27 protein-coding genes and 1 pseudogene are annotated in these 24,878 nt (G+C 35.8%); 6 read left to right on the forward strand and 22 right to left on the reverse strand.

Going from position 1 to position 24,878, the window contains the following annotated elements; all coding sequences use genetic code 11:
- Window positions 1-260: 260 nt before the first annotated feature.
- The 3 genes from B8W84_RS07600 to B8W84_RS07610 all read left to right on the forward strand — a co-directional run bounded on the left by B8W84_RS07600 (window position 261) and on the right by B8W84_RS07610 (window position 2,930).
- Complete coding sequence (locus B8W84_RS07600) at window positions 261-941, forward strand: TIGR00153 family protein (RefSeq protein ID WP_094752646.1); 681 nt, start codon at window positions 261-263, stop codon at window positions 939-941.
- A gap of 21 nt (window positions 942-962) precedes the next feature.
- Complete coding sequence (locus tag B8W84_RS07605) at window positions 963-2,228, forward strand: inorganic phosphate transporter (protein WP_094752647.1); 1,266 nt, start codon at window positions 963-965, stop codon at window positions 2,226-2,228.
- A gap of 126 nt (window positions 2,229-2,354) precedes the next feature.
- Entirely contained in the window at window positions 2,355-2,930 is a 576-nt protein-coding gene (locus tag B8W84_RS07610) for a TIGR04211 family SH3 domain-containing protein (RefSeq protein ID WP_257797938.1), read from the forward strand.
- A 33-nt stretch (window positions 2,931-2,963) separates the two neighbouring features.
- On the opposite strand, the gene B8W84_RS07615 is transcribed toward B8W84_RS07610, so the two are convergent.
- Together B8W84_RS07615 and B8W84_RS07620 are read right to left on the reverse strand one after the other, a co-directional pair.
- Window positions 2,964-3,647: a general secretion pathway protein GspB gene (locus tag B8W84_RS07615; RefSeq protein WP_094752649.1), complete on the reverse strand. Its 684-nt coding sequence runs from the start codon at window positions 3,645-3,647 to the stop codon at window positions 2,964-2,966.
- Window positions 3,647-5,227, reverse strand: a complete 1,581-nt coding sequence (locus tag B8W84_RS07620; RefSeq protein ID WP_094752650.1) for an ExeA family protein — start codon at window positions 5,225-5,227, stop codon at window positions 3,647-3,649. The genes B8W84_RS07615 and B8W84_RS07620 overlap by 1 nt, the downstream gene beginning before the upstream one ends.
- A gap of 72 nt (window positions 5,228-5,299) precedes the next feature.
- On the opposite strand from B8W84_RS07620, the gene B8W84_RS07625 reads away from it, so the two are divergent.
- Entirely contained in the window at window positions 5,300-6,523 is a 1,224-nt protein-coding gene (locus tag B8W84_RS07625; RefSeq protein WP_094752651.1) for a multifunctional CCA addition/repair protein, read from the forward strand.
- Between the two features lie 39 nt (window positions 6,524-6,562).
- Here B8W84_RS07625 and B8W84_RS07630 read toward each other — a convergent pair whose 3' ends face one another.
- The 3 genes from B8W84_RS07630 to folB are packed head-to-tail and all read right to left on the reverse strand — an operon-like array spanning window position 6,563 to window position 8,262.
- Complete coding sequence (locus B8W84_RS07630) at window positions 6,563-7,360, reverse strand: undecaprenyl-diphosphate phosphatase (protein WP_094752652.1); 798 nt, start codon at window positions 7,358-7,360, stop codon at window positions 6,563-6,565.
- 45 nt (window positions 7,361-7,405) lie between these two features.
- A complete protein-coding gene (gene folK, locus B8W84_RS07635) occupies window positions 7,406-7,909 on the reverse strand; it encodes a 2-amino-4-hydroxy-6-hydroxymethyldihydropteridine diphosphokinase (protein WP_094752653.1) in 504 nt (167 codons plus the stop codon).
- On the reverse strand, window positions 7,906-8,262 hold the full coding sequence (gene folB / locus B8W84_RS07640) for a dihydroneopterin aldolase (RefSeq protein WP_094752654.1): 357 nt from the start codon (window positions 8,260-8,262) through the stop codon (window positions 7,906-7,908). The genes folK and folB overlap by 4 nt, the downstream gene beginning before the upstream one ends.
- 120 nt (window positions 8,263-8,382) lie before the next feature.
- Between folB and plsY the strand changes: the two genes are divergently transcribed.
- Window positions 8,383-9,114: a glycerol-3-phosphate 1-O-acyltransferase PlsY gene (plsY, locus tag B8W84_RS07645; protein WP_308293005.1), complete on the forward strand. Its 732-nt coding sequence runs from the start codon at window positions 8,383-8,385 to the stop codon at window positions 9,112-9,114.
- On the opposite strand, the pseudogene nanQ reads toward plsY, so the two are convergent.
- The 5 genes and pseudogenes from nanQ to B8W84_RS07670 form a co-directional block, all read right to left on the reverse strand.
- Window positions 9,018-9,419: pseudogene (gene nanQ / locus B8W84_RS07650) on the reverse strand (N-acetylneuraminate anomerase); the annotation flags it as partial. The gene plsY and the pseudogene nanQ overlap by 97 nt on opposite strands.
- Window positions 9,420-9,441: 22 nt before the next feature.
- Entirely contained in the window at window positions 9,442-10,929 is a 1,488-nt protein-coding gene (locus tag B8W84_RS07655) for a sodium:solute symporter (protein ID WP_094752656.1), read from the reverse strand.
- 55 nt (window positions 10,930-10,984) lie between these two features.
- Window positions 10,985-11,848 (reverse strand): N-acetylmannosamine kinase, encoded by an 864-nt coding sequence (locus B8W84_RS07660; RefSeq protein WP_094752657.1) that lies wholly within the window; start codon window positions 11,846-11,848, stop codon window positions 10,985-10,987.
- On the reverse strand, window positions 11,845-12,549 hold the full coding sequence (locus B8W84_RS07665) for an N-acetylmannosamine-6-phosphate 2-epimerase (protein WP_094752658.1): 705 nt from the start codon (window positions 12,547-12,549) through the stop codon (window positions 11,845-11,847). Before B8W84_RS07665 ends, B8W84_RS07660 begins: the two co-directional genes overlap by 4 nt.
- Before the next feature lie 261 nt (window positions 12,550-12,810).
- Window positions 12,811-13,686: a MurR/RpiR family transcriptional regulator gene (locus tag B8W84_RS07670; protein ID WP_094752659.1), complete on the reverse strand. Its 876-nt coding sequence runs from the start codon at window positions 13,684-13,686 to the stop codon at window positions 12,811-12,813.
- A gap of 261 nt (window positions 13,687-13,947) precedes the next feature.
- On the opposite strand from B8W84_RS07670, the gene B8W84_RS07675 reads away from it, so the two are divergent.
- The gene (locus B8W84_RS07675) at window positions 13,948-14,844 is read left to right on the forward strand and encodes a dihydrodipicolinate synthase family protein (RefSeq protein WP_094752660.1); all 897 of its coding nucleotides are present in this window, start codon (window positions 13,948-13,950) and stop codon (window positions 14,842-14,844) included.
- 91 nt (window positions 14,845-14,935) lie between these two features.
- Here the strand turns inward: B8W84_RS07675 and B8W84_RS07680 are convergent, their stop codons facing one another.
- The 12 genes from B8W84_RS07680 to pilM form a co-directional block, all read right to left on the reverse strand.
- Window positions 14,936-15,598 (reverse strand): phosphoglycolate phosphatase, encoded by a 663-nt coding sequence (locus tag B8W84_RS07680; RefSeq protein ID WP_094752661.1) that lies wholly within the window; start codon window positions 15,596-15,598, stop codon window positions 14,936-14,938.
- Entirely contained in the window at window positions 15,586-16,266 is a 681-nt protein-coding gene (gene rpe / locus B8W84_RS07685; protein WP_094752662.1) for a ribulose-phosphate 3-epimerase, read from the reverse strand. The genes B8W84_RS07680 and rpe overlap by 13 nt, the downstream gene beginning before the upstream one ends.
- A 72-nt stretch (window positions 16,267-16,338) precedes the next feature.
- Window positions 16,339-17,163, reverse strand: coding sequence for a Dam family site-specific DNA-(adenine-N6)-methyltransferase (locus B8W84_RS07690; RefSeq protein WP_094752663.1), 825 nt, complete (start codon window positions 17,161-17,163; stop codon window positions 16,339-16,341).
- Window positions 17,156-17,488 carry an SPOR domain-containing protein gene (locus tag B8W84_RS07695; RefSeq protein ID WP_094752664.1) on the reverse strand — a complete coding sequence of 111 codons (333 nt, stop codon included), beginning with the start codon at window positions 17,486-17,488 and terminating at the stop codon, window positions 17,156-17,158. The genes B8W84_RS07690 and B8W84_RS07695 overlap by 8 nt, the downstream gene beginning before the upstream one ends.
- Window positions 17,472-18,239, reverse strand: a complete 768-nt coding sequence (locus B8W84_RS07700) for an ATP-binding protein (protein WP_094752665.1) — start codon at window positions 18,237-18,239, stop codon at window positions 17,472-17,474. The genes B8W84_RS07695 and B8W84_RS07700 overlap by 17 nt, the downstream gene beginning before the upstream one ends.
- Entirely contained in the window at window positions 18,232-19,314 is a 1,083-nt protein-coding gene (gene aroB, locus B8W84_RS07705; protein ID WP_094752666.1) for a 3-dehydroquinate synthase, read from the reverse strand. Before aroB ends, B8W84_RS07700 begins: the two co-directional genes overlap by 8 nt.
- Window positions 19,314-19,829 (reverse strand): shikimate kinase AroK, encoded by a 516-nt coding sequence (gene aroK / locus B8W84_RS07710; RefSeq protein WP_094752667.1) that lies wholly within the window; start codon window positions 19,827-19,829, stop codon window positions 19,314-19,316. The genes aroB and aroK overlap by 1 nt, the downstream gene beginning before the upstream one ends.
- 153 nt (window positions 19,830-19,982) lie before the next feature.
- A complete protein-coding gene (locus B8W84_RS07715) occupies window positions 19,983-22,139 on the reverse strand; it encodes a type IV pilus secretin PilQ (protein WP_094752668.1) in 2,157 nt (718 codons plus the stop codon).
- Between the two features lie 18 nt (window positions 22,140-22,157).
- Window positions 22,158-22,676, reverse strand: coding sequence for a pilus assembly protein PilP (locus tag B8W84_RS07720; RefSeq protein ID WP_094752669.1), 519 nt, complete (start codon window positions 22,674-22,676; stop codon window positions 22,158-22,160).
- Entirely contained in the window at window positions 22,673-23,245 is a 573-nt protein-coding gene (locus tag B8W84_RS07725; RefSeq protein WP_094752670.1) for a type 4a pilus biogenesis protein PilO, read from the reverse strand. Before B8W84_RS07725 ends, B8W84_RS07720 begins: the two co-directional genes overlap by 4 nt.
- On the reverse strand, window positions 23,232-23,801 hold the full coding sequence (locus tag B8W84_RS07730) for a PilN domain-containing protein (protein WP_094752671.1): 570 nt from the start codon (window positions 23,799-23,801) through the stop codon (window positions 23,232-23,234). Before B8W84_RS07730 ends, B8W84_RS07725 begins: the two co-directional genes overlap by 14 nt.
- A complete protein-coding gene (gene pilM, locus B8W84_RS07735) occupies window positions 23,801-24,877 on the reverse strand; it encodes a type IV pilus assembly protein PilM (RefSeq protein ID WP_094752672.1) in 1,077 nt (358 codons plus the stop codon). Before pilM ends, B8W84_RS07730 begins: the two co-directional genes overlap by 1 nt.
- Window position 24,878: the final 1 nt, after the last annotated feature.

Raw genomic sequence — 24,878 nt, forward strand, 5'->3', positions numbered from 1 at the left:
AAAGCCCTTTGTTTACATTGACTTACAAGACGACACCCTGTTGTTTGAGTGTTTTGTGTCATAATATTTTATGAATTATACTAAATTCATGTTCAATTGTGTGCAAAAGAAAGATAACATGCGCTCAATATGTGTTGTTCAATTTTACTATTTTAAACTTTAAATTGATCATGCGCTCAATATGTGTTGTTCAATTTTACTATTTTAAACTTTAAATTGATCATTTATACGCTTATATAACCAAAATAATAGGGTAGACCATGCCAGTTAATTCGATCTTTGGAGTATTTGCGAAATCTCCAATTAAACCAATTCAAATGCACGTTGATAAAGTTGCTGCTTGCAGCGCATTATTGATTCCTTTTTTACAAGCAAGTATAAAAGCGGACTGGATTGAAGCTGAAAAAATTCGTAAGCAGATCTCAACACTTGAAAAAGAGGCAGATGAATTAAAAAAAGAATTACGAATGACCTTACCCAAAGGTATCTTTATGCCGATTTCCCGCATCGATTTAATCGAATTGGTAAATCGTCAGGATCGTATTGCCAATACAGTTAAAGATATTGCGGGTAGAATGTACGGCCGAGAATTACAGATCCCGAATGAACTTCTCCCTACATTTATTCCTTTTGTGCAGCGTTGTATTGATTCTGTTAATCAAGCAAAAAAAGCAGTCAATGAATTAGATGAATTATTAGAAACAGGATTTAGAGGACGAGAGGTCACCTTTGTGACTAAAATGATCACTGAACTATCATCCATCGAAGATGATACCGATTCATTGCAAATCCAACAACGCCGTCTATTATTTTCGATTGAAAAACAACATGATCCCATTGATATTATTTTCCTTTACCAGATTTTAGAATGGATAGGACAATTAGCCGATCATGCAGAATTAATCGGAACACAACTTGAACTGATTCTGGTTCGATCTTAGCTTTATTCTATAGGATTTATTATGGATATTATTTCTACATACGGTAGCACTATGGTGCTTTTTGCCGCTGGCGTAGGGTTTTTAATGGCTTGGGGCATTGGTGCAAATGATGTAGCCAATGCTATGGGTACATCTGTTGGCTCAAAAGCTCTGACAATTAAACAAGCGATTATTATCGCTATGATTTTTGAATTTGCAGGCGCCTATTTAGCCGGTGGTGAAGTCACGGCAACTATTCGTAACGGCATTATTGATTCTAGCTATTATGTTAATCAACCTGAATTACTCGTATACGGTATGACAGCGGCTTTGCTTGCTGCGGGTACTTGGCTACTTGTAGCTTCCTATTACGGCTGGCCAGTATCAACAACACATTCTATTGTTGGTGCTATTGTTGGCTTCTCTGCAGTCGGTGTTGGCGTTGACAGTGTCTCTTGGGGCGCAGTAATCGGCATTGTAGGCAGTTGGATAATTACGCCTCTTATTTCGGGGGTTATCGCTTATCTTATTTTTGTTAGCTCTCAAAAACTGATTTTTAATACGAGCGATCCAATTAAAAATGCGCAACGCTATGTGCCGATATATATGTTTATGGCTGGTTTTATGTTGTCTTTGGTCACCATCGTCAAAGGTTTAAAACATGTTGGTATTGATTTACCCATAAATGAAGCATTTCTCGTCGCGGGGATCATTGGTTTATTAGTTGCTATTATTGGCAAATTCTTTATTAGCAGAATTAAAATTGATCCCGATGCAGATAAAGAGATGCATTATGCTAATGTAGAAAAGATTTTTGCCGTGTTAATGGTCATTACTGCATGTTCTATGGCTTTTGCACATGGCTCTAACGATGTAGCTAACGCTATTGGACCTTTAGCCGCTGTTGTTAGTATTGTAGAGCAACATGGTGTTATCACTGAACAATCGAACTTTACTTGGTGGATATTACCTTTAGGTGGTGTTGGTATTGTCTTGGGTCTCGCTATTTTTGGTAAACGTGTAATGGCAACCATCGGCAGTGGTATTACCCATTTAACGCCGAGTCGTGGCTTTGCTGCAGAACTTGCGGCTGCATCGACAGTGGTTATTGCCTCAGGTACAGGCTTACCTATCTCTACGACACAAACACTTGTGGGCGCAGTATTAGGCGTAGGTATGGCCCGTGGTATTGCGGCACTTAATTTAGGTGTTATACGTAATATTGTGATATCGTGGGTCGTAACATTACCCATTGGTGCTGGTTTATCTATTATCTTCTTTTATATCCTTAAAGCTTTTTTTGGTTAAAAGACTAATTACATATAAAAAAAGAGTTTACACTCTTTTTTTATATGCTTATTTTTAGATAGAACGCTTCGATGCTTATTTTTAGATAGAACGCTTCGTTTATAGTGTTTAACAGGAAATATATTTTTGAAAACAATTAAATGCCTTCTCCTCGCAGTCACGCTAACCTTTTCACTTAGTTTATGCGCGGCGACTCGTTATGTCAGCGATGATCTTTTTATCTACTTACATTCTGGCCCTAGCTTAGAATATCGTATTATTGGTACTGTACAAGTAGGCACCTCAGTAGCAACATTAAAATACGATATCCAAAATAAATTTATGAAAATAAAAACAAGCACCGGAAAAATAGGCTGGGTAAAAAATGAGGAGCTACAATCGAGTATTCCAGCACAAACTCAGCTCCCTGCAGTAAAAAAAGAATTAGTGGAAGCTATCGATAACTTAACAACGAAAGTACAATCGAATAAAGAGCTAGAGATCCTAATTGTAACACTGCGTAAAGATAAACAAATTCTCGAAAAATCAATTCTAGATTTAAAAACTAAAAATCTAGAATTAGATCTTCTCCAAGATACCAAAGATGATCGTATTAAAATGGAATGGATGCTCAATGGTGGAGGTGTCCTCATCTTAGGGCTTATTATAGGCTTGCTCCTTCCACTTCTACCTCGCCGTAAAAAACGTAAAAATACTTGGTAAATAATAATGCTCACTCTTTTATAAGTTTGAGCATTAAATGCCCGGCCAATCGACTAAAGATTGTAAACTAAATCTTTGATTTTCAACCCTAAATATACTTAACTGGGGTTGTATCTCTAAGAGTTGTATTTTACCTGTGTTATCGAACATGCCCTCTGTTAATCGCTTACCGTTTATTTTAATAAAGCGCTCTGTAACTACGGATGAATACATATGTGTCGCGTAATATATAGCGGGCACTAAATGTTGGAAATCGCTAGGCATATCACTCAAATCAGTACTATCGACACTTACTTCATCAAGTGTTGAAGATGCATTATCCGCTTTTTTATTATCAACTAATAATGCAGCTTTAAAACGAGATTCTAATTTATGAGGTAGCTCATCATCCTTTATCTTTGGCCTGTTTTTTACGGTCTTAGTTATCTCTATCGGCGCATTTAATTTATTATCTACATTAACAAGTGGCGGTAATGGTTTTGTTTTAAAATGTATTAACGTTACCGTTTTAAGTGTTTTTAAGACTAGTACCTGTGGCTTTTTTAGCATAGGCGAGCCCTGCTTGAAGCTAAATAGATAACAAAGTACCACCATTAAAAGTACAACAAAACTGCTTAACACAATTAAAAATATATTTTTCCATGCAGGGGTTAAATGCGTTACAGGTGCCTCAATACGCCCTTTATTTTTTTGCTCTGCTTTTAATATTGTCGACATCACAAGACCTCTCGTAAGTGTGGAAACTGCGGATTTAAAGCTTGCATTAACAACATTAAAGTACGCGAACCTGCCACACCATCAGAGTCTAAATAATGTGTTTGCTGAAACTGCCTCACCTGTAAGACTAACGGCCAATCAAAATATTCGTCATTATTTAGTTCAGCACCTTGTAGTGCTATAAATACTTGCTTTAGCCACTGTATGTTTTTGCTTTTTTGTGAAAATTTAAGACTATTTGTTTCTTTGAAAGGTCTTTTCCATAACAACGTTAAATCACCCTCCCAATAATATTCTAACCATTTTTTGCTTACGGTTATCAACTGCTTACCTAACAATAACTGGTATCCCTGATCTATCTTATAAAGAACCACATAAACACCTTGCCCTGCATTTTTTAATGTTAAAATCGCAGGATAATTTAAATTACTTAATTCAGCCATATTACTACGTATTGAAAAACAGACTAAACTCACGCTCGCACCTTGTGTACAATTTACCTTCTCCGTCGGAATACTATATCCCCACAATGTATATAGCGTCGCTAAAGCTACAGGATATGTTCCTTTACTCAGATCAAGGGTTGAATAATCAGAAAACCAATGAAACTTATTGACTATCGCTTGTGTTTCTATTATTTGTTCTGAGATAAAAACGTTTTTATAAAGTCGATTAAGATTAGGCGCTATACTGCTTAAATTGAAGATCACCAATAGCCCTAACGTAACGCACAACAATGTCTTCCAATACTGGCCAAATTTACTTGTGCTCGCACTAAAATGCATTTCTATCGCGGCTTGTTGCACAACACGTGCACTAATAGTCGCTTTATCTTGTGTATAAGCGCTTAATAAACAACGTTCACATAATAAGTTAATTAAGCGTGGAACGCCTTGGCTGTATTTAAATACTTGTACAAAGGCACCCTTATCAAATATAGGAAACTGGGCGCCAGCCACACGTAAACGATGTTCAATATAATATTCACATTGTGGTCGAGACAGTGGTAATAAATGATAACGCGCTGTAATACGTTGCGCTAATTGTCTAAACTCCTTTAATTTCAGCTTTTGCTGTAACTCCGTTTGCCCTATTAGTATCACCTGTAATGGCTTTTTATTATTAGCGTCGATATTGGTTAATAAACGTAGTTGTTCTAATACCGCAAAAGACAGATGCTGCGCTTCATCAATTAATATTATTGCACACCGACCTTGTGCTAAATTATGCATCATCCAATGTTTTAAAACATCAAAGAGTAATTTCAAACTACTCTTTGATGTATCGTAATCAATTTTAAATTCATCACAAACACTCGCTAGTAGTTCAATTTCATTTAATGCAGGGTTGGCGATACAAGCAATATCAATCGATTCAGGTAACGCGTTTAACAAAGCACGACAAACAATTGTTTTTCCTGTTCCGACTTCTCCGGTTAATAAAACAAAGCCACCATTTCCTCGTAATCCATAATTAAGATGCGCCAAAGCTTCTTTATGACGCTCACTTAAAAAGAGAAAATCAGGATCAGGTGAAATACAGAAAGGCGGTACTTTTAAAGAAAAAAAGTTTTGATACATTAAAAACCCTAATACGTGAGATAAATAATTATTTCTCTTATAATAACTAAATAGCAGATAAAGGGGAAAACAATGCAATTTTTTTTAGTCGGAGGTGCGCTCCGTGACCGATTATTACACCTAAACATCAAAGATCGTGATCATGTCGTTATCAATGCAACACCGAAAATGTTACTAGATTTAGGTTATAAACAAGTAGGTAAAGATTTCCCTGTTTTTTTACATCCTAAAACAGGAGAGGAATATGCGTTAGCACGTACTGAACGTAAAAATGGCCAAGGTTATCATGGCTTTGAATGTTATGCGGGCCAGGATGTGAGTTTAGTTGAGGATTTACAACGCCGTGATCTCACGATTAATGCCATGGCCTGCTCAACTGATGGCTACATCATTGATCCCTACAAGGGTCAAGAAGACTTAAAAAACAAAATACTACGCCATGTATCCCCTGCATTTAGTGAAGATCCTCTACGCGTATTGCGTGTCGCACGTTTTGCGGCTCGCTTTTATCATTTAGGTTTTAAAATTGCACCCGAAACACTACTTTTAATGCGCAAATTAAGTATTAGTGGCGAACTCACACACTTACGTGCAGAACGTATTTGGCAAGAAACAGATAAAGCATTAGCGAGTGATGACCCACAAATATACTTTTCGATACTACGCGAATGTGGTGCATTAAATATTTTATTTCCAGAAATAGCGAGACTTTTTGGTATACCAGGCCCTAAACGCTGGCACCCTGAAATAGATACAGGGATCCATACATTGATGGTACTCAAACAAGCAACAAAACTTTCAAATGACAATGCTTTTCGCTTTGCATGTTTAGTCCACGACTTAGGGAAAGCCCTTACTCTTCAAGAATTATGGCCAAGCCATAAAGGCCATGGAGAGCTTGGATTAAAAATAATAAATTCCCTTTGTACGCGCTTAAAAATACCCAATGAATATCGAGAACTAGCATTATTAGTAAGTCAGCACCATACCTTTATACATAAAGCTCCTCAACTCGAGGCGCATAACTTACTTAATATTATGGATAAATGTGATGCCTGGCGTAAACCTAGCCGTTTTTTACAAATGCTCGAATGCTGTATTGCCGATGCAAAAGGGCGGCTCGGTTTTGAACAAACCGAATATCCCAGTGCAGATCATGTTTGGCAAGCGTTTTTAGTCGCTCAAAAGGTCAATGTACAAGATATCCTTGCACAAGGGTTTAAAGGAAAAGAAATTAAAGAAGCACTACTTATTGCACGCATTAAAGCGGTAGAAAAACATAGAAATAAACATTAATAAATCGTTTTATTCTATGTTTTTCTAGCGATGTGTGTATTAAAACAACACATAAAATAAAAGAGCGGATAAGAATATACGATAAATAACAAAAGGTAACATGCCGACTTTATTTAAAATAAGAAGAAAAACATGAATACATAAAATAGCACTGAAAAACGTAATGACCACACCAAGCATTAGCCCTGACCAATTCACGCTTTGATCTGATAATACAAACTGAAGTAAATTATATCCAGAGGCCATGGCTATGATAGGTATCGACATTAAAAAAGAAAAACGTGCAGCGGCTTCTCGAGTGAGGCCTAACATTAACGCTGCGGTAATCGTAATACCTGAACGAGATGTACCGGGTACTAAAGCCAAAACTTGTGCAAAGCCAATGATCATGGCACCTTTGAAGCCTGTTTGATATTCATTTTTCAGGAACGTACCACGACTGTCTGCCCAACCTAAAAGTAAACCAAAAACCAGTGTCGTCACCGCAATAACATAACCACTACGTAAATACGTTGCCACTAAATCTTTTAATAAAAAACCAATCACCGCAGCGGGGATAGTAGAAAATAAAATCCACCAAGCAAGTTTACTATCTTGTGTTTGCTTTCTACTTTTTAAAGAGTAACACCACGCACGAGACATACTCGAAATTTCATGACGAAAATAAATCAACACTGCCGATAAGGTACCAAAATTTAAAACAACATCAAAAGCTAAACCTTGATCTGGCCAACCCAATAAAACAGAGGGTAAAATCAGATGTGCTGAACTAGAAACCGGTAAAAATTCGGTTAAACCTTGAATTAAGGCCAGAACAACTGTTTGAAAAGTAGTCATAAAAATCCTTTACATAGCAAATAAATAAAACAATAAATAGAGGGCTCACTTAGAGCGCTGATTTACCATTAAGTTCAAATCTAACACCCATAACTTTTGTTTTTCTTGTGGGTATTCCTCCCAAAGTTTCTGATAATTTTTACCTAATAAGGGATGGACTAATAATGGTGCGAGTTGCATCAGTGGCTTTAACACAAAAGCATTACTGAGGATTTCCGCGCGAGGGACATTAATATTATTATCAATTAAATCAGCATAGAGTAAAAGATCAAGATCTAATTTACGTGGCGAAAATTTTAATGCGTTATCTTTTCTGCCTAATTTTGTCTCTATCTCTTTCAAACGTTGGCGCAAAGCATATACCGATAAGTCTGTATTGAACGCGACAACTAAGTTATAAAAATTATCTCCCGCAAAGCCAACGGATTCACTTTCATATAATGGAGAAACACATAATTGAGTAAATTCAACCTGTAATAATTTGAGTCCGTAACGCACACTTTTTAACTTATCAAGGTTAGATCCCACACCAACAAATACTCTTGTCACCCGCGATGCCCACGTTCGATACATACACCTAAGCTTTGTGCTTGAGGTAATGCACCTGGTTTATGTAAGGTTAATTTTATCCACTTAACGCCAAATTGGCACATTATCAATTGCGCTACTTTTTCTGCCATTGTTTCCAATAATTCAAACTGGTTTTTTTGCACAAATTGGCTCACTGCACTGGCGACGCTAAAATAATTTAGGGCGAGATTGATATCATCGCTTAAAGCTGCAGGCTTATTATCGTATGCCATTTCCAAATCAAAATAGAGTTTTTGCTGTAGTGATTTTTCCCATGCATAAACACCAATAGTAGTAATGACTTCTAACTGTTTAATAAAAACGATATCCATGTTGGATCCTTTAAAAAGTTTTTGTATGTGTCATTTACGTCAATTGAACAAAAAAGATACATAATGTAAAATAGGTAACAACACCCCCTTATTTTACCTGATAGAGAAAAATAAATACAAATGATTATCTGCGGAAGTTTACTCTTTATCTTTTTATCCTACCTTCTCGGCGGTCTTAATGGCGCCATTTTACTTTGCCGTATAAAAGGTTGGAACGACCCTCGCCATGCAGGTTCTAAAAACCCTGGCAGTACGAATATGCTACGTTTACACCATGCACAAGCCGCCTGTACCGTACTTATTTTTGATTTATTAAAGGGGACATTTCCTGTATATCTTGCTTATTATTTAGGCTTCTCACCGATTTTCCTCGGCTTTATTGGCATTGCAACTTGCCTTGGTCATATATTCCCACCTTATTTTAAATTTAAAGGGGGGAAAGGTGTGGCAACAAGTCTAGGTGTATTACTTCCTTTAGGTACAGATATGTCTGCACTACTTATCCTTACTTGGTTAGTGACCTTAGCAATCAGTGGCTATTCATCACTGGCTGCCATTGTTACAGCTATCATGGCACCCATTATCATCGCTCAAATTAAACCTGAATTTACCCTCCCAGTATTGATGCTTTCTCTTTTAATTTTATTAAGCCATATTAGTAATATTAAACGTTTAGTCTTTTTATTACTTTATCCTAATAAATTTTTATTTATTTTAACCACAATTTTCTTTAAATATCGATTTCCATCAATACTACAACCGGGTTTATGTGCTTCCCCAGGAAAAAAAACAGCGAACATATTTGCACTTAAAAGCACTTCACTTTTATGCGAAATATCGGCGACCAAATAAAAATCATTATCTATGTCATAGCTTTTAGATATTTTATAACCATTAGATAATCCAAATTCAATTTTTTCTTCTCCACTTATTAAGCATTGTAAGTCGATATATTTCTGATGTACTTCAGCCTGTTTTTCCTTAGCATCTACGCTTTCAAAGGCCATTACATTAGCAAAAATATCTTCACCGCTAATTTCATGACGACCCAACGTAATGCTCTTTAAATCCACGTTGTTTAAAAAGTCCAAAGCTTGTTGCAATGCCTTTGGTAAACGCATATATAATTTTTTATCTTCTCGATAACCTAGTATCATTTTATTCTCCTCGAATACACTATTATTTTATTGTCACCGTCAATGCAACATCGTCAGATAAGGGTATGCCTTTGCAGAAAAAAGGAGCTATAACTCCAACAATAACAACCACTAACGAACCAATCACACCATAGAAGAAGAAGTTAAGATCGGTATATTCCTTCACAACCAATACACAAACAACACTTGCTATAACGCCTATTAGTGCGCTTCTTGCATTGGCGTTACGGAAAAATATACCTAGAAGAAACAATCCCGTCATCGGTCCGCCCATCAAACCCAATAAACTATTAAACGCATCCCAAATCTCACTTTCGTTAGCTAAAACCAAATAAGACGATGCAAAAACACTTAGTAAGCCAGCACAGATTGTTACCGTTCTACCAATTTTTAATTGTTGTTGTGATGATGCTTGTTTATTAATTTTACAGTACACATCACAGGTAAAACATGCAGAAATACTATTTAAGCTACTTGCGATGCTTGATTGTGAAGCTGCAAATATAGCCGCAATAATCAAACCTGCGATACCGGCTGGCATTTGTGAAATAACATAAAAAGGTAGTATTCCACCTGTATTAAAATTATCGGGTAATAAGGTACTATTTTGTGAATAATAAGTAAATAAAGCAGAGCCTACCGCAAAGAAAAAGATTGGCACCACAGCCACTAATTTAGCATTCATAATCAATGTTTTTTTCGTTTCAGCTAGATTTTTAGTCACCATATAACGTTGCACGACATCTTGGCTGGCAGTAAATTGCTGTAATGCTGCGAAAAAGAAACCTATCATTAAAACGGGAACGGTTGAATCTGTCCAACTCCAAGTAAATTGATCTCTCGGGAAAAATTTATCGGCCTTAGCTGACATATTAAAAACTTCAACAACGCCACCATCGATATTAAAACAAACCACCACAAAAATTAACACAGCGGCCAATGAAAGCATAATACCTTGAATTACATCTGTCCAAATAACGCCTTCAATACCACCAAGGAAAGTATAGACAATACATAAAACACTTATAACAAATACAATCACAAGAGGATTAATATCAACAAAAGGAATTAATGCGAGTGCCGTTAAATAAGTAATAATCGCAATACGCCCAATATGGAAAAACATAAAAGAAAAACTCGCAAATAAGCGCATTTTTACATCAAAACGAATTTCTAAATATTCGTAAACAGAAGTTAACTTCAGCTTACGAAAGAAGGGAATATAAAACCAAAAGACAAGAGGTAATACCGCAATCGCCATATATTGTCCGATCAAAAATGTCCAATCACCTGTATAAGCTTTTGCAGGTATAGACATAAATGTAATGGAGCTTAATGTGGTTGCAAAAACACTTATTCCAGCAGCCCAACCCGGTATTCTCCCACCTGCTTTAAAATAATCATCAGCGGATTTTTGCCGGCGTGAAAAATAAACACCGACACACAGTATTGCCATTAAATAAATAAACACAACGATATAGTTTAATGTTCCAAAAGCTTGTATTTGCATAACAGATAACCTTTATGTGTGATAACAAATATGAAAAACAATCAAAAAAAGTTTTTTATGATTGTGCCCATAAAGAAACGCCAACTAAACCAGCATCAGAGCCATAATTAGCCAACATGATTTTACTTTGATAAGGAGTGGGCATCTGTGCGACATAATATTTAATTCGCTCAATATAACCCGTTGCAAGACCTACACTCCCCCCTATTTTAAAAACTTCGATATCTAAACTAATGCTTAAATCTGCAATCATGTTGGCAATGGCTCGCCCTGATCTATCAATTATCTCTATGCCATGAGGATCCCCTGCATTACATTTTTGCATCACCTCTTTCGCATCACAGCTATCTCCCCATAAAAGCATCCCGGCTTTACCTATAGCAGTGCCTGAAGCAATACTTTCAACGCATCCTTTACGTCCACAACCACATAATGGGCCATTAGGATCTGCGAGCATATGCCCAGCATGCCCAGCGATACCTCTATAACCTGTTAATAATTTATTATTAATAACGATTCCAGCTCCGACACCTGTTGAAATCGTAATAAATGCCATATTAGACACCTGACAATACTGATATTCAGCCCAAGTAGCAGCTTGTGCATCATTTAAAATGAAAAGAGGAAGAGACGAAAAATTTTCGATGCAACGCTTAAGAAGATAAGATTTTAAACCACCAAGGTTTGAGGGGTTTAATGCGCTAATAATACCGTTATGAATAATTCCAGTGGTGGCGATTGCAATAAAATCCGCAGACTCAAGAAAAGGTAGAAGTAACTCTTTTAATACACTATCCAATTTTTCACTTTTTTCTGATGCGGGTGTTTTTATTTGCACTCGTTGCGTCATTATTCCATTACAAATAAGAGTGGCGGCAATTTTAGTACCACCAATATCAACCGCTAAGCAAGTTTTCATTGGCCACCTCGAGGCGCATCTACACGCCCAAGTTCCACTTTATCTTTAAACCAACCACAAATATGCTCAATGCGCGTAATAGCCGAGCCGATGGTGACACTAGATGCGCCTGCCTGTATCGCTTGTAATGCAAGATCTGGGGAGTTATATCTACCTTCTGCCATTACAAAATAACCCTGTTCACTAAATTTTTTAACTAAGGCTAAATCGGGACCAATAGGCGTGATTTTTTCAGTATATCCAGAAAGAGTGGTGCCGATAATATCCGCTCCCAGTATATTGCTCTGCACGCCTTCCGCGAAATTCGAACAATCAGCCATCACTAAACAGCCCTGGGCTTGTATCTCTTGTATCAATCTTTCAACAGAGGTTGGACGACAACGATGCGTGGCATCAATAGCGATGATATCTGCTCCTGCTTCTTTTAATGCAACAATATCTTCGATGAACGGAGTAATACGCACCTCTGAGTCGGCTAAATCTCTTTTAATTATGCCGATTATAGGTACATCAACATACGCTCTAACCGCCTTAATATTATCCACACCTTCAATACGTAATGCCCCCGCACCGCCTTTTACACAAGCTTGTGCCATAGCTGCAATAATCTGAGGATTATCCATAGGGCCAAAATCAACAGGCTGACATGACGCTACAAAACTTTGCCTTAAGGCAAGAAGACAAGTACGATGATTTTTCATTGTAGTTAAACTCCAAAACACAAATAACTTTAAAATATTCGCTTCATACTGTGTTTTTTGGAGTAAAACTTCAATTGATTAATATTTTAAATGAGAACTTGATCATTATAAAAATAAAAATAAAGAGAAAAATAGGTAAAAGATAAGCATCATAAAATATAAAGCTTAACGTTTAGTAAGTAATCAGATGATGGGATCCTGTGCCAATGTACAAAGATAAAAAATCAAAGGCAGATCAATTATGATGATGCATTGGCTACATTAATTTTTATTGAGAGCTTTGGTTGTTTTTAATTTATTCTCTTGTGCATGCGTAATATCTTCTTTAATCAATGCGGTATATAACAAATCTAAAACAAACATTTGGGCTATTTTGGTTCCGATAGAATCACCTTGTAACTTTCCTTGTCGATTACCGTTGACTAAAATATAGTCAGCCAATTCTCCCAGTGCTGAACGAGGATTATGTGTTATTGCAATAGTCACCGCTCCAGCCTCTTTTGCAAGGCGCAATGCTTTTATCGTTTCAACCGAGTAACCGGACTGACTGATCCCTATGACGATATCTCCAGGGTGCAATAAAGAAGCCTGCATATACATAAAGTGATTATTAGTCAGTGCATCCACTCTTAAACCAATACGCATAAATTTATACTTTGCACTTTCTGCAACCAAACCAGAGGAGCCCACGCCAAAAAAATAAATAGCCTCCGCTTTTACAATCTGTGTAGTTATTGCATCTATTACATTAAAATCAAGTAGATTAATCGTTTCAGTCAATACATTATTGATAGAGCGCTTTAACTTCTGACTGATCATTTGCACATCATCATCGGGTAAAACATTGCCATCAAATATAGATTGATCTTGTTGATTTAAATATGAAAATTCAATGGCGAGTTCCATTTTAAACTCTTGAAATCCTTTAAATCCTAACGTACGGCAAAACCGAATAATAGTCGCATCCCCGACATGTACAATTTTAGAAATTTCAGCAATAGATAATTTACAAGCTTCATTTCCATGGCTTAAAATATAATCAGAAATACGTTTAGATGAGGGGGTTAAACTGGCATATAAACTACTGATAGTATCTAGTACTTTACCCGCTCTAATTTTTGGTTTTAATCCTTGCATGTAATAACCTTATTTATATACGATTCTATAAAAAGTAGTATGACACATTTTTTCTTTTCCTTAAAATATCAAAATAGCCACATAAAACAGCTTATTCTTCTGAGAACAAGCACATGTTAATTGTTAGTCAGATCACATATTTCCAAAATATCTAATACTATGATTGTGAAATAAAATAACAAGCATTACCATATAAATCCAAGCTCCACATGTGAGTTGTTCAATGGAGTTTAATTTCTATTTGAAAATAAAGGTTATTTAATGAAAAAATTAACAGGATTAATTGCAGCGCCCCATACCCCTTTTAATAAAGATAACACGGTCAATTATAGCGTAATCAAACAAATTGCCGATCATTTAATCAAGAGTAAAATCAGTGGTATATATATTTGTGGCACAACCGGTGAGGGTATACATTGCTCCGTTTCTGAGCGTAAACAAATAGCCGAAACGTGGGTTAATGCCAGTGCTAACAAGCTCGATATCATCGTACATACTGGTGCATTAAGTATTATCGACACCTTAGAATTAACACGCCATGCAGAAACATTAGATATTTTTGCCACCTCTGTTATTGGGCCTTGCTTTTTTAAACCTAACTCCGTAGATGAACTGGTGAATTACTGTGCAAAAGTCGCAGCTGCAGCTCCCTCTAAAGGATTTTATTATTATCATTCAACCATGTCGGGTGTCAATGTAGATATGGAAGCTTTTTTACTTAAAGCCGATACATGCATTCCTAATTTATCAGGGCTTAAATTTAATAGCGGTGATTTATATGAATACCAACGCTGTTTACGTGTTTGTGATGGAAAATTTGATATTCCATTTGGTGTTGATGAATTTCTTCCTGGAGCATTAGCCGTAGGTGCGAAAAGTGCAGTTGGCAGTACTTATAATTATGCTGCCCCTCTTTTTTATAAAATAATAGAAGCTTTTAATCGTGGCGATCAAAAATCTGTCTTTGATGATATGAGTAAAGTCATTAAGTTGATTCGTGTTTTGGTCGAATTTGGGGGCGTTGCTGCGGGTAAAGCGGCCATGATCCTACATGATATTGATGTGGGTGATCCACGCTTACCATTAAGTCCATTAACCGAGACTCAACGTAAGACCGTTGTACAACGTATGCAAGATGCAGGGTTTATCGATCTCTAAAAAGGCTTAATTCGCTAAAACAAAAATCAGAGTACGCTCCAATTTATGTTTTAGCGAAAATGTTTTTAAGGTGTTTATTGTTCGAGCATACTCACAAAAGAATTAATAATTCTTTAAATTTATCAATAATATACTCCGGATCTAAATTAGAAACGGGCTCACCATAATTATACCCATAGGTCAGAGCAATACTTATCAAACCCGCATTTTTACCCGCTAATATATCATTTTTTGAATCACCAACCATTACCGCTTCACTCTTAGCCACGTTAAAATGGGCACAAGCAAATTCAACTTGCAAAGGATCTGGTTTCTTTTTTTCTAACGTATCGCCACCAATAAGTAAATCAAAGGCATTATATATCGAAAAATTTTTCAATAATCCATCTAAAAAACGTTCAGCCTTATTGGTGATCAATGCGATTTTATAACCTTTTTTCTGCAACGCAAATAACGTTTCTTGCACATTATCATACAAACAAGAAGCTGAATTTAAGTAATGTGCATAATGATTTTCAAATACACTTACCGCTTTATCTATCGATGTGTTTTTATTATTCGCATAATTCAACGCTCGCTCAACCATCATAGGGATCCCATCTCCCACCCATGTTTTAACATCTGCATCGACACACTTGGGCAAAGAAAAATCATCTAACATAGCATTTAACGCCAAACGCATATCCGGCACACTATTGACCAACGTTCCATCTAAATCAAAACAGATGAGTTTAATTTTTTTTATTTTTGGCATGTCACATTATCCAACTGCACGCGCATCGCATCAATAACCATTTTATAATCAGGTGCGTTAAAAATAGCTGATCCTGCAACAAACATATCGGCACCCGCTTCGGCAATCTCTTGAATGTTTTCTATTTTCACGCCACCATCAACCTGTAAACGAATATCTCGTCCACTGGCTTTAATCAGCTTTTTAACCGCCTTAAGTTTATCTAAAGTATGTGCTATAAAGGACTGGCCTCCAAAACCTGGATTTACTGACATTAATAAAATAACATCTAATTTATCCATAACATGGGTTAATACATCTAGTGATGTGGCGGGATTTAAAACAAGACCTGCTTTACAACCATGCTCTTTAATTAATTGTAAAGAACGATCTACGTGCTCGGAAGCTTCTGGATGAAAAGTAATAATAGAGGCGCCTGCATTGGCAAAGTCCACAATCATATTATCAACAGGTTTTACCATTAGATGTACATCGATAGGAGCGGTAATGCCAAATTCACGTAATGCTTTACAGACCATAGGCCCAATCGTTAAATTCGGTACGTAATGATTATCCATTACATCAAAATGCACCACATCAGCCCCATCCTGCAATACTTTTTTTACATCATCGCCTAAACGGGCAAAATCAGCAGATAGGATTGAAGGGGCAATTAAATAATCAGTCATGAGTTGCTTCCAATATCAAGGGGGAATTGAGCGCTCATTCTACTTTAGGCTAGCCTAACAAACTATTTATTCTTAGCCCTTATTTGTTGTATGTGCTCTAAAACGAGCAAATACTTCCGCTACGGACTTCCGAGTACTTGCTTTACTACTGATAGTTCGCGCAACATTTAAAAAGTCACACTCAGCATTAACATATAAATCACGTGTTAGTGCCGTATCATGATTACTAATAAGTACACAGCATTTTGATTTCTCAGCTAAGAATGCTAAATTTTCATGATCTTGACGTGAAAATCCCGTTCGTGTATAAGCGGTAAAATTGGCGCTATTACTTAAGGGAACATAAGGTGGATCACAATACAAAATGTCATCATCACGTAGATATTGAAATAATTTTTCATACGACTTACACACAAACGTTGCCTTTTTTGCTTTCTCCGCAAAAAAAATAAGTTCTTTTTCTGGAAAATAAGGCTTTTTATAACGTCCAAAAGGTACATTAAATGCACCTTTTTGATTGTACCGACATAAACCATTATAACCATGTCGATTCATATATAAAAATAATAACGCACGTTGATATACGTCAGTGGTCGCATTAAATTCAACACGCAATTTATAATATATGCTTTCATTATTATATTTAGGTTGAAAATAAATCTGTGCATCCTTGATAAACTGTAACGGTTTTCGCTTAATTATTTTATACATTTCAATGAGATCTGGATTGATATCATTAAGTAAATACGCATCAAAATTGCTGTTTAAAAAAACAGATCCTGCGCCAACAAAAGGTTCAATTAAACGCCCTGTTGCAGGTAAACGTTGATTAATTTGCTCTATCAGTGAATATTTCCCACCCGCCCATTTTAAAAAGGCTCTATTTTTTTTAATCATTATTTAACTGTATGTCCTGATGAACCGATGCATATGTTTTTATCCAGCTTCCCATTATTGACAACGAGCGAGGTAACTTCTGAGCGCCTTTTAAAGCTGCGTCATAATTTGAATATTGACCGTAAATAGCAATATATAATGCTTTCCCATTACGTCTGGTTTTATAAAGAAAGAGATTTTTTTCCGGGAAATTAGATTTAATAAAAACATCAACACTATGTTCTGTCGCCATTGCTGAAAGCTGTAACGTATAAAACTCGGAATCAATTAACAGTAGTTTTTTAGAAAATAAATATTTAGAATATTTATTAGGCTTTTTTACCACTAAGTATTAATGCAGGTAACAGAGCCTTAAAACGGTTGGGTAAGGGCGACTTAATTACACCACTCGTGATGGTTTCAGCCAGTAAAATTATTTGTTTCGGATTGCCCGCACATAAACTTAATTGCTTAGCAAGCGCATCTTTATTTTCGAGTTGAGACGTATAATTTACTTGTTTAAAACGGTGCATTAACAATCGGGATGCATTATTAATATTTAAAGGCTCTAATTTAAATTCAATAAATGTACCTTGTTCTTGTATTGGATACCTTTTGTTAAGAAAATCAATCGCTTGTTGGTTATCCTCATCACTACTCGAAAATATAACATTTATTTCAGAGCTACCTAAAGATGCTTTATGAATACAAAGATAAGCCAGCTCTTCTAATATTTCAGGTGAGAGATGGTGTGCATTATCCACACTTATTAATATGGCCTGTTGCCGTTCTTGTTTTTCTTGTAACTGCGCAATTGAAACATACAAGCTATCTTGCGCATCAAAAAGTGCGTTGTCATAAAGTTGCATAATGATTTTTTGACGAATTAGAACATCGGCTTGTTTTTCATTAAAATGCAAATGAACTTGTTTGATATTTTCATTTAACTTATTGGTCAGTTGCTCAAATAACGTACTTTTTCCCGCTCCCTCATCCCCTGAAATAAAGATCAAAGATGAAGACAAATAAATTAAATGTTGTAATCTGTCAATTAATTGCAACTGTTGTGAAATTGAGATGAAAGTACGTTCAACCATCGACTGAATTTTCAATAACAGTGTGAAGTTGCGCTTGGGTCACATTATCAAATAAAGCACAACAGCCAATAGAGGTAGGCAATACGAAACGTAAATTTCCGTTTAATACCTTTTTATCTAACTGCATATGTCGCATAAAACAGCTTAAGCCCATTGCCTTAGGAGCATCAACAGGTAAATCAAAGTTTTCCATTAAAGTGCGAATTCGTTGCAATTGCAAACTATCAATCAAACCAAGTAATCGCGACATTTTACTGGCTAAAACAATACCCACGGCAACCGCTTCACCATGAAGCCATTTTCCATAACCTTGCTCTGCTTCTATCGCATGGCCAAAAGTATGTCCTAAATTGAGTAATATACGCGCGCCTTGCTCTTTTTCATCTTCTGCGACCACAGAGGCTTTAATCGCACAACAACGCTTAATAATATAAGTCAGCGCGACTGGATTTAGTGTTTTAATATCAACAACATTATTTTCTAACCAGAGAAAAAAATCTGCATCGTAAATAATGCCATATTTTATAACTTCAGCCATCCCCGCCGCAAATTCTCGTGCGGGTAACGTTTGTAAACACATAATATCGATGATCACCGCTTGTGGCTGATGAAAAGCCCCTATCATATTTTTACCTAAAGCATGATTGACCGCTGTTTTCCCTCCTACAGATGAGTCGACTTGTGCAAGTAATGTAGTAGGCACTTGAATAAAAGCGATGCCACGTTGATAACAAGCGGCGGCAAATCCCGCCATATCGCCGATAACTCCTCCGCCTAATGCAATGATAGTTGTATCTCGTGTATGTTTTTTATTTAATAATGCGGTTAAGATTTTTTCGAAAAAAACTAAATTTTTATACTTTTCACCATCAGCAAGTATAATTTCATCAACACTAAAATTTTTAAGGGAATCTTTACATATTTGTAGATAAAGAGGAGCCACAACATCATTACTAACAATCATTACTTTTTTACCCACAATTGCGTTTTCAAATAATGCGTTTTTATGTAATAAACGTTCTCCAATATAAATTGGATAACGTTGCTCCCCAAGCTCTACAATTAAAGTTTCCATTAAAAATCCAATAACGAAATTATTTGACTCGCCACGACCTTTGCACTTTGGTCGTCAGTTTCAATCGTATAATCTGCCACTTCATCATACAAGGTATTACGAGCCTCAGCTAATGCCTCTAAAACAACTCGAGGATCATCGGTGCGTAATAAGGGACGTCTTTTATCTTTTAACGTTCTGGCTAATTGTTTATTAATACTTGTTTTTAAATAAACAACAATACCACGTGCAGATAAATGATTTCTGTTTCCTACGCGCACGATGGCGCCACCACCCGTCGCTAAAACGATGCCGTGTTTTTGAGTGAGTTCATCTAATATACCTTCCTCACGAGTTCGAAATCCCTCTTCGCCCTCCACATCGAAAACCCATGCGATATCCGCACCCGTTTTCTTCTCTATTTCGGCATCTGAATCATAAAAATTAAGATGTAGCATTTGTGCTAAGTGACGACCTATTGTGCTTTTACCAGCCCCCATCGGGCCAATTAAAAAAATATTACGTTGTTCTGCCATGTTGGTTTTTTACTCAGTGATTAATTACAGGGAAGCCCCTTTAATAAAAAAAGAAGTGCTGCGCATTATCGCAATTGTTACTCATGGATTGCAAGTTTTAACTAGTAAAGGCGAAAAAAATCCAAAGTATGCTCTCTATATTTTCATTATACCCTAATAATGGGTCTGACTGACTAACCTTGGCGTCACAAAAATAAGCAATTCTGATTTTCTATTCTCTTTAATAGTGGTTCTAAATAAACCACCAATCCAAGGTATATCCCCTAATATAGGAACTTTTTGCACAGACTCAATGACTCGTTGCTGATAAATTCCACCTAATACTATGGTTTCACCATCTTCAACTAAGACTTGCGTTTTAATCTTTTGCGTATTAATCGATACAGATTGACCTAATCCGGTTGGGATAACATCCCCTTTTGAATCTTGCGTAATCAATAAGTCTAAAATTATTTTATTATCCGGTGTTATCTGAGGAGTAACTTCCAAACTAAGCACTGCCTTTTTGAAACGAACTGCCGTTGCGCCAGAGGAAGCTGATTCAACATAAGGGATCTCAGTGCCTTGCTCTATATAAGCCGTTTGCTGATCGGCGGTCGTAATGCGGGGACTTGCGATGATCTCCGCTTTATTTTCTTTTTCTAATGCAGATAGCTCTAAATCTAAGATTTTTCCACTGGCTAATTTTGCAATACGAAAGGCAATACGACCCGCAGCCCCAACCACCGGTAAATTAACATTTAAACGCTCATCTAATGCGATATCACTTCCTGAAGCCAAGCCCTCTAAGCTACCCGAAGTTGAAAAGTTTCCATTAACATTAGCGCTTCCCCAACGAATACCTAACTCTTCTCCAACCGTATCATTCACCGTTACTATTCGCGCTTCAATGATAACCTGACGAATAGGAACGTCTAATACTTTTATCATGTCTTTTACTGCTTTTATAACACTATCCGTATCTTTTAATAATAAAGTGTTCGTACGTTTATCAACATTCACCGAGCCCCTATCCGATAATAAACTCATATCTCCAGAGGATAATATAGAGGCAATATTCGACGCTTTGGCATAATTTATTTGAATATACTCATGATATAATGGCGAAAAATCTAAAATGGCTTTTGCCGTTTCTAACTTCTCACGCTCAGTTAAAGCGAGCTCAGCCGCTGGCGCAATCATTAATATATTACCTTGAATACGCTTATCTAATCCTTTTACTTTTAATATAATATCTAAAGCTTGTGACCAAGGCACGTCATCTAAACGTAGTGTAATATTACCATTAACAGAATCGGTGATAACCAAATTGAAATTATTGAAGTCCGCAATTAACTGCAACACGGTACGTACGGGAATATCTTGGAAGTTAAGAGAAATTTCTTTGCCCGAATAATTCTTTTGTTTCTCTTTATTTGTTTTTTTAAATATTTTTATCGTAAATAATGTATCCAATTGATCATATTCATAGTCATAATCATCACTCAGATAAAAGACAAAACTAGTGTTACCCTCATCAAGAAAACTTTCAACGTTATCAACTACCGTTGCAAAATCGAGAACATCCATAATATAAATCTGTTTGCTATCAATAAAAGTGCTCTTAAATTGTACAATCAATTGTCTATCTCTACGCTCTATATCGACCGCTACACTTGAATTTCCTAATGTAATCGAAAACTTCCCTTGGCCCTTTTCCATCCGCTTAAAATTCACATCAATAATGTTATTGATATAACCACTTGGTGTTTTTTTTACTTGATTTAATATCGGAGTTATATCTTTTTTTGGTATTACTTTAGTCGTTGTTAATGTGGCGGGTTTTGTCTTATCTCGCATACGCTTTACATTTTGCATAATAGATTGTAGCAATGTACTTGGGTCATCAGAAAGCGCCCGCGTATTCTTATTAAGATCTAAGTCGCCAAAGCGGATCCGTAAAATATTGTCTTTTTTAGTGATCTGATAAGGGATTAATTTTTTTAAAGATATAAGTAAACGTAAACCATTTTCCGTACGCATTGTCGTCACCGACCGAATGGCACTTTTATTAATCAAAATAGGATTTAATGTTAAAATTGAATTCGCATCTTCAATATCAACAATTAATTGATTTGGTTGATAATGTAATTTATCTGTATAGCCATTAATTGCTTTTGTAAAAACAAACTCTAATTCCAATTTATTCTTTAACAGAGCATTTACCTGAACATTACTCAATTGTGTACTTGCAAATAAAGGTCCCGTACAAAATAATAATACGATTACCCAGGCATACGAAATTTTTTTTATAGATTTTATAATACTCATGATTTCATTAGTCCTTGATTATTCTGAGCGCAATAATATTCGTGTGTTTCTTTCTCGCCAACATCCCGTATTATCTATAATTAATTCCTTTAATTCGATTTGTGTTTTACTAATCTTAAATATTTCACCTTGATTAAATCCGAGGTATGCACCTTTTTTTACAGAATATAATTTACCCCCTGCAACCTGAAGTAAAGCAAATAACGTATTGTTAATCAATATTGTACCGCGCATAGAAAAACGATTTAGTGAATAACGTTCTAATTCTTCTTTTTTACGTTTTTGATTGGGTTGAGGGCAATGACTACGTACCTGTTTATTTTCGATAGCATGGTTTGTCTGTGGCGCAGTAAACGGATCTCTTCCTAGCTGTGAAGCGAATGCTAATGCCTCTATATTTTTAAAATCGGGAAGATTGTTCTGGATCTTGGGAGTCAAGGCACTTGTCTCTTTGATAAAGGTCTGTAAGTCATCTTTATTCTCATCGACGCAAGAGAATAAAGTAAAAAAAACTAATATCGACAATAATAATTTCATTTTTTATCTCCCTTATAACGATATGTTTTAGCTATAACGTTTAAGGATAACTTACCATTCTCTATTTTTTTTAAAACTAAATTTTCTAAAATAACAATGCGCGGTAATGCTGCAATGTCCGCAGCAAATTGCCCCAATTGCACAAAACTTCCTTCAACTTTAATCGCTATCGGAACTTCCACCGATAACTGAAAGTCTTTAATCTTCCCCCAATTAATGCTCTTAAACAACAACCCATTTTTCGCACCAATGAAACTAATATTATCAAGTAAACTAGCAATTTCTTTTTTATTCGGTAATTTTTGTATTAAATCATCCAGCATTGCATGTATTTCAACCATTTGATCTTGATATTTTTCTAAATTAGCGGCCAATGATGATTTTAATTTAAAATCATTTTTTAAACTTAACTCTTTAGCCTGCATTCGTTCTAATTTATCGAGCGATGTACTGGTCATAAAATAAAAAAAAGCACCACCTAAAATAATACACACAAAAAAGATGAGTATAGTTCGATATAAAACAGGCCAAGTACCTACGTTGTTAAAATCAAGATCATTTAAGTCCATTATTCACGCCTCTTTTAGCCGTCATTACTTTAAATTCCATCGCAAATTTATACCATTTAAAAGCGGTATTATTCGTAGTAACAATTGAATTAAGATGTACATCTCCAAGCCAATCTGAATTTTCTATTTTACGTAATAGATTTGAGACATGATTATAGGATTCACTTTCACCTTGCAGAGACACTTTCTTTTTAATAAAAGAAACTTTTTGTAAATAAATTCCCTTTGGTACACCCTGACTTAATGTATTAAATAAATGCGTAACTTCATTACGCTTATATTCCAATTTGTGGATTAGATTTATACGCCGTTCTAACTCCTTTTTTTCTTTTTTTATACTTTTTATCTTAACAATACGTGTATCTATTAATGTTATTTTTTCTTGTAAGAATTGATTGCGTTGTTGTTGTATTTGCAGGAGATTATCAATATACAACATACTCCAATAAGATAAAAACAACACCACAAGTGCACTGAAAAATAACAGACTGATAAATAACTGTTTCTGTTTCTTTTTATCTGCTTCGCGCCAGGGTAATAAATTAATATTCGACATTATCCCACACCTCGCAAAGCTAAGCCTAATGCCGTTATATATTTGGTCCCATTTTTCTGCAATTGTATTTTATCTTTCTTACGCTTAAATTGAATATTATGAAAAGGATCTGCAACTTCTATTTTGATGTCTAATTCCGCACCTAATTGTGTGACCAGCTCTGGCATTAATAAACACCCACCAGTAAAAATAACTTTACTAATGTGGATATGATTTAATGTGTTAGAGAACATTCTCAAGTCAAATATAGCATTCTTAGCGGTTAGCTTAACAAAAGGGGAAATCACTTCAGGAAGACAATCTTCGGCCCAATTGCGCTCAATTTTCATTTTTTCTGCCTCGTCAAAAGTCAGATCATAATGATCAATAAACATTTGCGTACAAACAGCACCACCATGATTTCTTGAACGAGAAAAAATTACTTGTCCTTTATGCAATATATTTAACATCATCTTTGATGCGCCAATATCAATAACAGCAACACCTTGCACCATCTCCTCTTTTGAAATCAATAATTCACAAGCACGCGTTAAAGCATGGCTTTCGACATCAACAATTTGTGTAGTCAAACCCGCATCTTCGACACAGTTAACTCGAGACATCACCGTTTCACGTCGTGCAATACTTAATAGAATCTGATTAAAACGAATGTCTTTGGGATCGATATCTATATCGGTATCGATTTCCAATATTTCAAAATCAAGGAAAATTTCATCTAATGGAAACGATATGCTATTTTCAGCTTCCATTTCAATTTGTGATTCCAAATCTAAACCACTAAGATCTGCATTGATAGTGAGGATTTTTGAGGTGACATCTGTACCCGTTACCGCAATCGCCACTTTTTTATAGCCACGAGGGAGACTTTTGCGAAGTTGCTTAATCGCGCCAGACAATTGATGAATATCTTCAAGATGACCATCAACAATTAAGTTTCTATCAAGCGGTACTTCTGCACTTGCATCTATACGTAGCATTCCTTGATGTTTACTGAGAAGAATCGCTTTCATCGAACAGGATCCAAAATCAAGGCCTATTAACGCATTTGCTTTATTTTTTTTAATAGAAAAAAACATA

The sequence above is a fragment of the Psychromonas sp. CD1 genome (assembly GCF_002239585.1).
Lineage (GTDB): Bacteria > Pseudomonadota > Gammaproteobacteria > Enterobacterales > Psychromonadaceae > Psychromonas.

What these genes read in the sequence shown, in the direction of transcription:
- pilM (WP_094752672.1), bottom strand. Translation starts at nt 24,877, where the DNA reads ATGTTTTTTTCTATTAAAAAAAATAAAGCAAATGCGTTAATAGGCCTT.
- B8W84_RS07670 (WP_094752659.1), bottom strand. Translation starts at nt 13,686, where the DNA reads ATGCAAGGATTAAAACCAAAAATTAGAGCGGGTAAAGTACTAGATACT.
- rpe (WP_094752662.1), bottom strand. Translation starts at nt 16,266, where the DNA reads ATGACTGATTATTTAATTGCCCCTTCAATCCTATCTGCTGATTTTGCC.
- aroK (WP_094752667.1), bottom strand. Translation starts at nt 19,829, where the DNA reads ATGGCAGAACAACGTAATATTTTTTTAATTGGCCCGATGGGGGCTGGT.
- B8W84_RS07655 (WP_094752656.1), bottom strand. Translation starts at nt 10,929, where the DNA reads ATGCAAATACAAGCTTTTGGAACATTAAACTATATCGTTGTGTTTATT.
- B8W84_RS07730 (WP_094752671.1), bottom strand. Translation starts at nt 23,801, where the DNA reads ATGTCGAATATTAATTTATTACCCTGGCGCGAAGCAGATAAAAAGAAA.
- B8W84_RS07665 (WP_094752658.1), bottom strand. Translation starts at nt 12,549, where the DNA reads ATGAAAAATCATCGTACTTGTCTTCTTGCCTTAAGGCAAAGTTTTGTA.
- B8W84_RS07600 (WP_094752646.1), top strand. Translation starts at nt 261, where the DNA reads ATGCCAGTTAATTCGATCTTTGGAGTATTTGCGAAATCTCCAATTAAA.
- B8W84_RS07720 (WP_094752669.1), bottom strand. Translation starts at nt 22,676, where the DNA reads ATGAAATTATTATTGTCGATATTAGTTTTTTTTACTTTATTCTCTTGC.
- B8W84_RS07630 (WP_094752652.1), bottom strand. Translation starts at nt 7,360, where the DNA reads ATGACTACTTTTCAAACAGTTGTTCTGGCCTTAATTCAAGGTTTAACC.
- B8W84_RS07620 (WP_094752650.1), bottom strand. Translation starts at nt 5,227, where the DNA reads ATGTATCAAAACTTTTTTTCTTTAAAAGTACCGCCTTTCTGTATTTCA.
- folB (WP_094752654.1), bottom strand. Translation starts at nt 8,262, where the DNA reads ATGGATATCGTTTTTATTAAACAGTTAGAAGTCATTACTACTATTGGT.
- aroB (WP_094752666.1), bottom strand. Translation starts at nt 19,314, where the DNA reads ATGGAAACTTTAATTGTAGAGCTTGGGGAGCAACGTTATCCAATTTAT.
- B8W84_RS07680 (WP_094752661.1), bottom strand. Translation starts at nt 15,598, where the DNA reads ATGCCAAAAATAAAAAAAATTAAACTCATCTGTTTTGATTTAGATGGA.
- B8W84_RS07625 (WP_094752651.1), top strand. Translation starts at nt 5,300, where the DNA reads ATGCAATTTTTTTTAGTCGGAGGTGCGCTCCGTGACCGATTATTACAC.
- B8W84_RS07690 (WP_094752663.1), bottom strand. Translation starts at nt 17,163, where the DNA reads ATGATTAAAAAAAATAGAGCCTTTTTAAAATGGGCGGGTGGGAAATAT.
- B8W84_RS07700 (WP_094752665.1), bottom strand. Translation starts at nt 18,239, where the DNA reads ATGGTTGAACGTACTTTCATCTCAATTTCACAACAGTTGCAATTAATT.
- B8W84_RS07605 (WP_094752647.1), top strand. Translation starts at nt 963, where the DNA reads ATGGATATTATTTCTACATACGGTAGCACTATGGTGCTTTTTGCCGCT.
- B8W84_RS07660 (WP_094752657.1), bottom strand. Translation starts at nt 11,848, where the DNA reads ATGAAAACTTGCTTAGCGGTTGATATTGGTGGTACTAAAATTGCCGCC.
- B8W84_RS07675 (WP_094752660.1), top strand. Translation starts at nt 13,948, where the DNA reads ATGAAAAAATTAACAGGATTAATTGCAGCGCCCCATACCCCTTTTAAT.
- B8W84_RS07725 (WP_094752670.1), bottom strand. Translation starts at nt 23,245, where the DNA reads ATGGACTTAAATGATCTTGATTTTAACAACGTAGGTACTTGGCCTGTT.
- plsY (WP_308293005.1), top strand. Translation starts at nt 8,383, where the DNA reads ATGATTATCTGCGGAAGTTTACTCTTTATCTTTTTATCCTACCTTCTC.
- B8W84_RS07615 (WP_094752649.1), bottom strand. Translation starts at nt 3,647, where the DNA reads ATGTCGACAATATTAAAAGCAGAGCAAAAAAATAAAGGGCGTATTGAG.
- B8W84_RS07715 (WP_094752668.1), bottom strand. Translation starts at nt 22,139, where the DNA reads ATGAGTATTATAAAATCTATAAAAAAAATTTCGTATGCCTGGGTAATC.